This is a genomic window from Pseudomonas sp. ICMP 10191 (assembly GCF_001467335.1).
GTDB classification, from domain to species: domain Bacteria; phylum Pseudomonadota; class Gammaproteobacteria; order Pseudomonadales; family Pseudomonadaceae; genus Aquipseudomonas; species Aquipseudomonas cerasi.
In genome coordinates this window covers 165496-176992 of record NZ_LKGW01000146.1, presented here as the reverse complement: position 1 = coordinate 176992, position 11497 = coordinate 165496, and the positions used below count along the sequence as shown (strand labels likewise).

Here is an 11497-nt window from a genome sequence, read left to right as displayed (position 1 = left end):
TCAGAATGTGCGGGAAATCGACGCTACCCAGCGACTGCCGTCCGTGGTGCGCACATGTCCGTCGTCCTCGGCCATATACAGCTCGCGCGCCCTGGTCTTGGTCGTCACCCAGTCAAGCCCCCAGTCGAAGCCCCACCAGTGGTGGACCAGACCTGCGCCATAATCGGCAAAGTCGGCTTCCGAGAAGTTTTCGATCTGTTGATAGCCGGCGTGCAGCTTCAGGTTGGTGTTGATGCCCAGCGCGTATTTGTAATCGAGGTCATAGAGCATGCTGCCCCGGGAGTTGCGGTCACCCTTGGCATAGCAATCGAGGCCTTTGGTCGGGTCATCGCGGAACTGCAATTGCGCGCCGCATACCCCGCCACTGTTGGCACCCCGGTAGTTTTTCGAGAGCACCCGGGCGATTCGCCCTTCGAGCGCGCCGTAACCGATTTCAAGCACGGCGAACTGGCTGTTGTAATTGGTCGAGTGCTCTTCACCTGGCGTGAACGTTTCGAAATCGAACCGGTTCGGTGCCTTGAACTGAGCCCCTGGAAACATCTCGGCCGCCAGCCCGACGCCATAGTGCCAGGCATCCGGATCGCCGAAGCGATAACCGCCCGCCAGCAATACACCTGCACCGTCGCCGTCGAGGAACTGTTTCTTGCTGACCGTGGTAAATTCGGCAAGCGCCACCAGGCCTGTTTCATGGGCGACCTGGAGGGTCACCTTGGCCCCGGGCCGATTCAGAGAATCGGAAATCCCGCGGGTACGAATGTCCGAGCTGACCTTGGCGGTAACATCCACTGCGTAGCTCGACATTTCATCGGCGATGGCAAGAGTCGGGCCTGCTGCGCAGCACAGGGCTGCAGCCATTACATAACGGGTTGTATACGTGCGCATGATTCTCTCCCACGCTAAAGGGCCGGATTTACGATTTGCAAACCGGGGCAGGAGGCAGTGTTGCGATTCGCTCGAATTGCTCTGTCTTGCCGAGAACTTCGGTGCCGACAAAAGCCCTTACATTGAGGCGTCCATCCTTGACTCGAACGGCGCCCTTATATTTTTTCTGATCACGAGGGTCATACACCCAGCCATCGCGCCAGGCGTCCTGGTCGTAGCGGGTCAGCTGCAGAATCTGTACGCCGCAGTCACTCGACGTCGAAGCAGCATCCTTGACCCAGACAATCTGGCCGCAGATAGCGCCGGTCTTGTCTGCGCAGTCGTCAAGCCTGACTACCGCGTCCTTTTCCGCCGTCAGCCAAAGGCCCTTGGCCTCAAGCGGACCGGCAGCAGCATGAATGCCGGTGGAGCACATCAGAACTGAAGAGAGGAAAAGCCACTGCCGTACGTTCATAGCGTCACCTTTTTTATTTTTTGTTTTGACAGACCGTCACAATAACGACGCTTCAGTTATGATAGTCATCGCTACACGATAGTTATAACTATCATTTTATCGTGCAGCAACTGTTTTTTTGATCGTCATGCTGGCGCCCCATTCTTCTTGACAGGTACTTATGGCCAGGCTGAAAACCGAAACCCTTCCCGAGCAGATCGCCGGGAAAAGCGTTGAACGCAAGAAGTTGCCCGCGCAGCAGCGTGCTACCGAAACCTACGAACGCATTCTGGTCGCCACGGCAAACACCCTGTGCGAGGTCGGCATAGAACGTTTGTCGACCAATCTGGTATGCGAACGGGCCGGCCTTACGCCGCCCGCGTTGTATCGCTATTTCCCCAATAAGTACGCGCTGTTGACGGTGCTGGGCGAACGTCTGCTCGAGAAACAGAACGAGCGGATCGATCACTGGATCACCCCCGAGCTGATCGCAGGTCCGCCTCAGGCGCTTGAGCAGGCGCTCGCCGAGCTGATTCTGGATACGTACCGGGTCACCGATGCCACGCTGGGCGGCATGTGGACGCTCAAGGCACTGAGGGCGGTTCCCGCGCTGGAGCATGTGCGGCTCGACTCCCACCGCAGGGTTTCCAAGGCTCAGGCCGCCATCATCGGCAGTGCTTTTCCAGACGCGGCGTCCGAGGACATCGCCATGGTTGCCCGCGTTGCGGTGGAAATGATTCACGCGACCATTGAGTTGTTGTTCGATGAACCGCTGGAGCCCGCGAAAACCTGCGCGATGGTGGCAGCGATGATTGTCAGTCATCTGGATCGCCTGGCGCCCGAACCCGTGCATGGCGAGCAATGATTGCAATACAGGTTGGCCGTTCCAGCCACTTTAACCGGCCGGATCGCCCCTCCATTGGCTTTGCAGTGTCCTATACGGTTAGGTGAGCCAGGACATCGACACATTACCGCTGACACGCCTGCACTTGCGGCAGGTTCGGTCGCAGTGACTATAAAAAACACGCAGCCACAGGAGCAGCGTCATGAATCAACCCGTCAGGGTTCCGCCAGGTACCACGTTCCACGCTGCCGGGCTAACCGAGCTGTTCGAGGCACAGCAGGCTGCATTCCGTGCTCAGGGCGCGCCTTCCTACGATCAACGAATCGCAGACCTCAACGCCGTCCTGCGTATGGTCAGCGATAATCAGGACAGGTTGCTCGAGGCGGTCAGCGCAGACTTCGGCAACCGTTCGTTCGACGAAACCCGGCTCGGTGAATTGATGCCGGTGGTCAACGGCATCAAGCACATCCGCTCGCACCTCAAAGCGTGGATGCGTCCGTCCCGGCGCAAGGCGGGTATTGTCTTCAGGCCCGCCGCAGCACGGGTGGTTTATCAGCCGCTGGGCGTCGTCGGCATTCTCGCTCCGTGGAACTACCCGCTGACGCTGACGCTGGTGCCCTTGATAGAGGCGCTGGCTGCAGGTAACCGGGCGATGATCAAACCTTCGGAACTGACACCCCGAACCTCCGAGCTGCTCAGGCAGTTGCTCGGCGAAACGTTTCCCGCCGAGCAGGTTGTCGTGGTCACTGGCGACGCCACGCTGGCGGGCCAGTTCAGTGAGCTGCCTTTTGACCATCTGCTGTTTACCGGCTCGACCCACGTGGGCCGCCAGGTCATGGCGGCGGCGGCACGCCATCTGACACCGGTCACACTGGAGCTGGGCGGCAAGTCGCCAGTCGTGGTCTGCGACGACTTTTCGATCACGAAAGCCGCCCGGATGATCGCTATCGGCAAACTGTTCAACGCCGGTCAGACCTGCGTAGCACCTGACTATGCCCTCGTCCCGCGCGAACAGGTGGACAGCTTTGCCAGCGAGTGGCTGGCTGCGGCAAAAAAACTTTACCCGACCCTCGATGGCAATCCGGACTACACCTCGATCATCTCCCAGCGCCACTACGACCGGCTTATGGCGATGGCCAGTCAGGCCGTCGCGACGGGGGCCAAGGCGTGGCAACACAATGCGCCTGCAACGGCGGGCGAACGCAAGATTGCACCAATGGCACTCACTCAGGTGTCCCTGAACGCAGATGTCATGGGCGAAGAGATTTTCGGTCCGCTGCTGCCGGTGCTCGCGTATGACTCTCTGGATGAAGCCATCGCCTTTATCAATGCTCGTCCGGCACCGCTGGCCCTTTATTGCTTTTCCAACGTTCAAACGTCTGTGGACAGGGTGCTGAACCGCACGCAGTCCGGCGGCGTGACCATCAATGGCACCATGCTGCACGCAACCCAGGATGACCTGCCCTTTGGCGGTGTCGGCGACAGTGGCACCGGGGCCTATCACGGCTACGAAGGCTTCGTCCGCCTGTCCCATGCCCGCGGCGTTCTCAAGCTCGGTCGTTTCAACATGTCCGACAAGGTCTCGGCACCTTACGGACGGCTTACGCGTCTGGTCACCCGACTCATGATCGGAAAGTAGGCGCCTGCCGAACGATGTTACCCCGCCATATCACGACGTTTACATGCATATGCGCGGGGTTTTATTCACTTTCTACTTCCCGTCACAACATCAGGCACCATGAGCTAACGCCGGCCAGCCCGCCCCACTTCTGCGACGCCATTGTCCGCCGTCCGACCGATGACCATCACTCTTTCTGATAGTGAAGTATTTAGGTAACCTCAGGACGATACTCTTTGCTGTACTCCATTAGAGATGATCTAGTGGGCATCTAACGCTGATCTCGCGCCGAAGACACCAGCGACTAAGTTGATGTGACTGCGCCATGCTTACAGCGTCTATAACATTGTCAGCAGTTCTAAACTCATGGATGACTAAATGCCTCACACACTACTTCCGCAGATTGGCAGGGCCATCGCCAGCATCGGTAGCGGGAATTTTTCCAGCATGTTCCACAAGCTGATCGATACTCAGCTTGCCGTAGATGCCACGCACCTCTCATCACTGCCGCAGCCCTGGCAAACGCCGCCTGCCTCTGCACCAACGGTCTTTAACGAGACCGTCACATCATCGCGGGGCACGCTGTTGCTCAGTGACTCCATTCATCTTTACCCTGATCAGGCCTCGGAAAGCTTTAGTTGTAAAATAACGGTATTTCGGGCGCTTCCCGCGCACGAATTCTCAGAAAAGGAACGCCGGCAGCTGGGCGACATTTCCCCTCTGCTGTTTTCGATACTTGAAAAACATGTCAATGCTCTGCAATCGGCAATGCCCGGCATCGAGCATAAAAAGCCCGAAAGCATTGAGAAGCGCTTCCAGGAACGACTGCGCGAAACGGGTCTGACGTTGTCCGAACGCGAAACCCAGGTGTGCCTTGGGCTGCTCGCCGGTCATACCGCGCTTGAGCAGGCCGAGCGGCTCGCACTCAAGGTCAATACCGTGGGCAGTTACCAGCGCCGTGCGGCGATCAAACTGGGCATCAGCGGTCGTAATTCACTGATGCGCTGGATGTATGGCTCATCAGCGGGCGTTTTTTCAACCTGCTGACCGCCAGTCGATGCAACGGACGGGGCGATACCGATCGCCCCTCCCGGATCCACCCTCACCGCCTCCGATGCAAGACCTCCCTGCGCCTGCAATCACGCTTTATCAATACCCACCAAGTCATTGCGTTTCCCCCACACCGACTGTCAATCCGTCATACCACCAGGCCGCCAGGCTGTAGACGTCCGGAGCTTTCAGGACGCTGAAGTGGTTACCCGGCCCCTCCCAGAGCGAAAGTTGCGGCAGCAAATGCTGCCATTGGCTTGCGCAAGCGGCATGTTCGAGTTGATTGTCCAGCGCATCCAGATGCGGGTCATTCACCAGTACCAGACTTGCCCTGCCGCTGTAGCCTCCCGGCTCAGGTCGATAGACCGTGCGCAAGGCGCTGGCAAACGTGCGGACGATCCCTTGCAGGGCCTGTGCCGCCAGACGTGGCGGCAATAACCCGACGCGCACCATGGCCTGCTGAAGCAGGTGCATTTGCGCGACCGTGTCGCTGTCGGCAAACGCCAGTGGGTCGAGCTCCAGGCTTCTTCCACTGGACAGCTGCAGCGCCTCGATCAGGCGTTCCAGCACGGCGGTGGCGGTATAAGGCTTGCTGCTCAGACCCTCGCCGCCAGGCGCCTCGCTGTCGATCAAGGTCAACGAGACAACCTCGCGGCCTCGGGCCTGAAGCTTGACCGCCATGGCGTGCGCCGCCCAGCCTCCGAACGAATGCCCAACCAGATGCAGCGGGCCTTTCGGATACAGCGCTTCGATGGCTTGCACATGGCTCTGCGCTGCCGCTTCCACCCTGCTGTGCGGAACACTGCGACCGTCCAGGCCGCGCGGTTGCAGGCCGTGGATCGGCCAGTCCGGCCCCAGCGCCTCTGCCAGGCCAATGAAGCTGGTGACGCTGTCACCGGCGCCCGGTACACAAAACACTGGCGCATGCCCGTCACGCCCGCTCTGGATCGCCAGCAGCGACTGATGAGCCGGTGCCGGCGGTGGCGTGGCGGGCACGCTGTGCAACGCCTGAACGATGCTCCGACCGAGCACGGCCACGTGCGGTGCCTGCATCATCGTCATGTGGTCCCCCGGGACATCGACGCACTGCAGTTGATTTCTGGAGAGAATCTCACCCCAGCCCAGGGTCGAACTGCTTCCGATCGGCGCCATTGGACGCTGTTCGGCGCGGAACAAATGGATCGGCAGGCTGAGCGGTTCCAGCTGGTAATGCGCCAGGGCCTGACCATGCGCCACTTCCCGGTCCAGGTAATGGTGCAACTGCTGATCGCTCGCCAGCGCCAGCTCCTCGTACAACAGACCTTCGTCGCGGCACAGTTGCAACAGCGTCGCGAAGTCCGGCAGCGGTGCTTGCTCGCTCAATGAGGTGAGGCGCGCCAACCTGGCGGCACCCTCACCCGCCTGGGCTTGCCAGTGCGCAGTGCAGTGCGAGAGCAATTGCCGCTCAAGCAAGTCAGGTCCCTGCCAGCGTGCCTTGCCCTGATCGGTCAGGCGTGGCACATAGCTGTCGATCAGGCCGAGGAATGTGACGGCCTCGTCCATGCCCAGCAGTTGAGTAGCCACTTCGTAGGCCAGAACCCCACCAAACGACCAGCCGGCCAACCGATACGGACCGCGCGGCTGGACCTGACGAATGCGCTCCACCATCCGCGCAGCCAGGCACTCCATGGTGCGTAATTGCTGCTGCCCAAGGCCAATGCCCGGCAAGCCGTAAATCGGAAAGTCGCCCTGAAGATGTTGCCCAAGCACAGGGAAATAAGCATCCAGCCCTGTGAAATCGTGGAGCAGAAACAACGGTGACTCGCTGCCACCGGCACGCACTGTGATCACCTCACGAGCTTCGTCCGGTGATCCTGGACGCTGGTCGAGCAACCCTGCCAGTGCTGCGACGCTAGGGTGCTGAAACAGCTCGGCCAGCGTCAGTGACACGCCTGCTTTTTGCAGCAGGCTGACCAGACGGATGGCCGATAGCGAATGGCCGCCCAATTCGAAGAAGCTGTCGTGCCTGCCTATTTTTCCGACTTCAAGAACCTCGGCCCACACCTCCGCCAGACGCTCTTCCAGCGCTGTCGAAGGCGCTTGGTAGGCGAGGTTCGCAAGAGCGGCCAGGTCCGGCGCAGGCAACGCCTTGCGGTCGACCTTGCCGTTCTGGGTCAATGGCAGCGTATCAAGACCTACAAATACCGCAGGCACCATGTATTCCGGGAGCTGCCCCAACAGATGCGCACGCAAGGCGGCACTGTCGAGCGATGCATCGCGACGGGTGAAGTAGCCCACCAGACGCAACGAACCATCGTCCAGACGCTGGGTGGTCACCACCGCTTCGCCGACGCCCGGGCATTGCGCCAGGTGCTGTTCGATCTCGCCCGGCTCGATACGCACGCCACGGATCTTCACCTGATCATCGTTGCGGCCCAGGTATTCAAGCGTCCCGTCGGACAGCCAGCGCACCAGATCGCCGGAGCGATACATTCGGGCGCCGGGGCTGTCGCTGAACGGATCGTCGAGGAAGCGTTCTGCGGTCAGGTCCGCACGGTTCAGATAGCCGCGAGCCACGCCTGTGCCGCCGATGTACAACTCGCCGGGCACCCCGAGTGGCACTGGCTGTCCACGCGAATCCAGTACATACAGTCGGGCATGGGAAACCGGCTTGCCGATGTGCAGCACCTTGCCCGGCTGCATCCGGCCAGAGCTGGCCACCACCGTGGTCTCTGTCGGGCCATAGTTGTTGACCACGGCGAAACCTGGATCACGGTTGAAATGGCGTAAACGATCACCGCCAATCAACAAAGTCTGCAGCGTTGGATGGTGTAATTCACGGCTGAAGGCGTATTCGGCCACCGGGGTCGGCAGAAACGCCACCTGCAGCGGCTGAGCCAGCCACCAGTCGAGCAGCACATCGAGCTGTTCGTTGCCAATCTCAGCTGGGGGCAGGTGCAGCACCGCACCGGCACACAGCGCAGGCCAGACTTCCCAGGCCATGGCGTCGAAACCAAACCCGGCAACGCTGGCGGTATGACTGCCGGCACGCAGGTTGAACGCTTCACAGTGCCAATCCACCAGATTGTTCAGCGTGCGGTGCTCGACCATCACGCCCTTGGGCAGCCCGGTGGACCCCGAGGTGTAAATCACGTAAGCCAGATGGTGCGTGGTCATTTCCGGCACGGACGGGTTGTCGGTGCGCTGTGACCAGTCCGGGCGATCAAGCGCGATCACCGGCACCTGCAGTTCGGGCAGACGCGTCAGCAGGTCGAATTGAGCCAACACCACCACGGGCGCGCTGTTCTCCAGCAGATAGCTGATGCGTTCATCCGGGTGGGCCGGATCGACCGGTACGTAGCTCGCCCCGGCTTTCAGCACTGCCAGCAGCCCCGTCAGCGTCTCCAGACCGCGCCGCGCGATCACCGCCACCCGGTCGTCAGGACGTACGCCCAGTCCGATCAGATGATGGGCCAATGCGTTGGCACGGGCATTCAACTCGCCGTAGCTCAAATGCTGGTCGCCCGCCTGAGCAGCCAGTGCGTTCGGCTGGTCAAGCGCCTGCTGTTCGATACGTACGTGAACGGGCAGCGGGTACTCCGCCGTAAGGCGATCGGCATTGAAGCCATCGAGCAGTTCGGTTCGCTCGGTGCCGGGCAGAATATTCAGTGTTTGAATCGGTTCCGCCGGTGACTGCTCGAGGGCATCGACCAGCCCGTTCACGGCACTGGAAAGGTACGCACAAATACGTCGGGCATCGATACCTGTCGAGGTCAGCGCCGTCAGGTCGAACGCTTCGCCCAGATCATCGACGCTGAGCGTCAACGGATAGCTGCTGCGCTCGCCGGACTGCAACAGCTCGATACCCTGCCAGGCCTCGCCGGTAGCCTCGTTTACCTCACTGGGCACCGCGCTGTGGCGGTAATTCAACAGCGCACTGAACAGCGGTACGCCCGCAGGCAAGGCGCTGCAACGCTGAGCGATTGCCAGAGAGGCCTGTTCGTGGGCAAGCAATCCGGTCAGGCGGCGGTGAGTCTGGGACAGAGCATCGCGTGCACTCTGATCGGCCAGGTCGATGCGCAGCGGCAAGGTGTTGATGAATACCCCGAGTGTACGTTCTGCACCCTCGCTGCCATTCAAGCGACCCAGCAGTACGGTGCCGAACACCACGCTGTCACGCCCGGACAATCGGCCCAGTACCTGCGCCCACGCCAGGTGCATCAGGCTGGCAGGACTGACACCCAGCTGCCGCACCTGATGGCGTAGCCGCCTGCTCAGGTCCGCATCCAGACGCACTCGGGCCTCGCCTGCAACCTCCGGCCCTGGCAACCAGGTCTGAGCGTACGCCAGGGTCGGCTCATCCAGATCGCCCAATTGCTCGCGGAAGAACGCTTCGTGCGTGTCGTCCCCCGCCCCCAGCAAGGTCTGCGCGATGTAGTTGCGGTAAGGCACTGGCGCAGGCAGTTGCGCTGCCTGATCGAGCAGTACCGCCTGCAATTCCTGGCTCAGCAGGTCCAGGGCAACGTGGTCCATGATCAGGTGATGGAACAGCAGGACCGCGACGATACGCCCGTTTTCCGGGTCATCGGCATGAACCAGACGCAACAGCGGTGCACGCACGAGCTCCAGCGGCTCGGGCGCATCCAGCGCCGCCAGCGGCACCTCGATCACCGGCAGATCGGCATGCCGCCAAACCACTTGCACAGGCGTTTCCAGACCTTCCCAGCACAGCGAAGTCCGCAACACGTCGTTGCGGGCGATGACCTGTTGCAGCGCCTGGCTGAAGGCATCCAGTCGCGAGCGGTCGGCAAAGGCGAAGCGTGCCTGCAAGCGATAGGGATCATCCTCAGCGGCGGACAGGTAGTGATAGAAAATGCCCGCCTGCAGAGGCCCCAGCGGGTAGATGTCCTGAATATTGCTCGCCCCCCCGGTAACGCTCGCGACAATGCGATCAATCCCTGCCTGATCCAGTTTCACCAGCGGCAACAGGTCCGGGGTGATTGATGTGCAATCCACACCGATCAGGTTGGCCGGAATCTTCACCTGAGCGCCGCTGCCGACGGCACGCGCCAGGGCGGCCAGGGTCGGCTGGGCAAACAACACGCGGATATCGGCATCCATGCCACGGCGACGCATGCGCGCGATCAGGGTAACGGCGAGCAGTGAATGGCCGCCGAGCTCGAAGAAATGATCGTTGCGCCCTATTTGCTCGACTTGCAGCAGCTCGCTCCAGATGTCGGCCAGGGCCATTTCCAGCTCGCCTTGCGGCGGCTCGTATTCGCGCCCTGGCATGGCGTCGCGATCCGGCACCGGCAAAGCACGTCGATCGACCTTGCCGTTGGCGGTCAGTGGCCAGGCATCAAGGCGCACGAATGCACTCGGCACCATGTAGCCCGGCAGGCGGTCCAGCATGTCGGCACGCAGCCTGGCGATATCAAGCGCCGGGTGCGGGCCTTGTTCAATGAAATACGCCACCAGACGTGACTGTCCAGGTTCGTCCTCGCGCGCGACCACCAGCGATTCCTCGATACCCGGCAACGAGGTCAGTTGCGCCTCGATTTCGCCCAGTTCGATGCGCATACCGCGGATTTTCACCTGATCGTCGTTACGCCCCAGATAGTCCAGCGTGCCGTCGGCATTCCAGCGTGCCAGATCACCGGTGCGGTACATGCGCGCCTGCGGGTGCTCACAGAACGGATCGCTGAGGAAGCGCTCGGCAGTGAGTTGCGGCTGATTCAGATAACCGCGCGCTACGCCGTCTCCGCCGATGTACAACTCGCCAGCAACACCGGTCGGCACCAGTTGCTGGTGCTCATCCAGCAGGTACACGCGGGTGTTGGCGATCGGCTTGCCGATGTCGAGGCTGCCGTCAGGCAACAGACGACCGGAAGTGGCGACCACCGTGGTTTCGGTCGGGCCATAGTTGTTGATCACTGCGAAACCTGGCTCGCAGTGGAACTGCCGCAGGCGGTCGCCACCGATCAGCAGCGTGTGCAGCGTTGGGTGATAGAGCTCGCGGCTGAACGCATATTCAGCCACCGGTGTCGGCAGAAACGCCACGTGCAGCGGCTGCGTGAGCCACCAGTCGAGCAGCAGATCGAGCTGTTCATTGCTGATCTCGGCGGGCGGGATATGCAGCGTTGCCCCTGCACACAGCGCCGGCCAGACTTCCCAGGCCATGGCATCAAAACCGAAACCGGCCACCGTGGCCGTGTGACTGCCGGCGTGCAAAGCGAACGCCTGGCAATGCCAGTGGACGAGATTGGCCAGCGTGCGGTGTTCGACCATCACGCCTTTCGGTTGCCCGGTCGAGCCGGAGGTGTAAATCACATACGCCAGATCGCCGGGCGTCAGCCCCGACACCAGCGGATTTGCCGGTTGCTCAGGCCATTGAGGTCGATCAAGCGCGAGCAGCGGCACTGTCAGTGCAGGCAGGCGCGCCATGAACGCCTGTTCCGCGAGCACCACTGCTGGCGCGCTGTCGGTCAGCAGGTAGCTTATGCGCTCATCGGGGTGCGCCGGATCCACCGGCACATAGCAGGCACCGGACTTGAGCACGGCCAGCAGGCTCACCAGCGTGTCCAGCCCACGACGCGCCACCACCGCGACGCGATCATCCGGGCGCACGCCCAGGCTGATCAGATGATGGGCAAGGCTGTTCGCCTGACGGTTCAGCTGCGCGTAGCTCAGT

6 protein-coding genes (1 of these 6 cut by a window edge) are annotated in these 11497 nt (G+C 61.4%); 3 read left to right on the top strand and 3 right to left on the bottom strand.

What is annotated here, in order from left to right; genetic code table 11:
• Positions 1-882: a TorF family putative porin gene (locus AO388_RS22560; protein ID WP_003433995.1), complete on the bottom strand. Its 882-nt coding sequence runs from the start codon at positions 880-882 to the stop codon at positions 1-3.
• Positions 883-910: 28 nt separating this feature from the next.
• Positions 911-1336, bottom strand: coding sequence for a DUF2147 domain-containing protein (locus AO388_RS22555; protein WP_054081427.1), 426 nt, complete (start codon positions 1334-1336; stop codon positions 911-913).
• Positions 1337-1496: 160 nt separating this feature from the next.
• Between AO388_RS22555 and AO388_RS22550 the strand changes: the two genes are divergently transcribed.
• From AO388_RS22550 to AO388_RS22540, 3 genes are all read left to right on the top strand, one after another.
• Positions 1497-2180, top strand: a complete 684-nt coding sequence (locus AO388_RS22550; RefSeq protein ID WP_003433998.1) for a TetR/AcrR family transcriptional regulator — start codon at positions 1497-1499, stop codon at positions 2178-2180.
• Between the two features lie 181 nt (positions 2181-2361).
• Positions 2362-3798 carry a coniferyl aldehyde dehydrogenase gene (locus AO388_RS22545; RefSeq protein ID WP_058417167.1) on the top strand — a complete coding sequence of 479 codons (1437 nt, stop codon included), beginning with the start codon at positions 2362-2364 and terminating at the stop codon, positions 3796-3798.
• A gap of 357 nt (positions 3799-4155) precedes the next feature.
• A complete protein-coding gene (locus tag AO388_RS22540) occupies positions 4156-4824 on the top strand; it encodes a helix-turn-helix transcriptional regulator (protein ID WP_003434001.1) in 669 nt (222 codons plus the stop codon).
• Between the two features lie 117 nt (positions 4825-4941).
• Here AO388_RS22540 and AO388_RS22535 read toward each other — a convergent pair whose 3' ends face one another.
• A protein-coding gene (locus tag AO388_RS22535; protein ID WP_058417166.1) for a non-ribosomal peptide synthetase crosses the window boundary here: on the bottom strand, positions 4942-11497 show its end. It continues 11225 nt past the right edge of the window; only the last 6556 of its 17781 coding nucleotides appear in the window; its start codon lies beyond the right edge, outside the window; its stop codon occupies positions 4942-4944.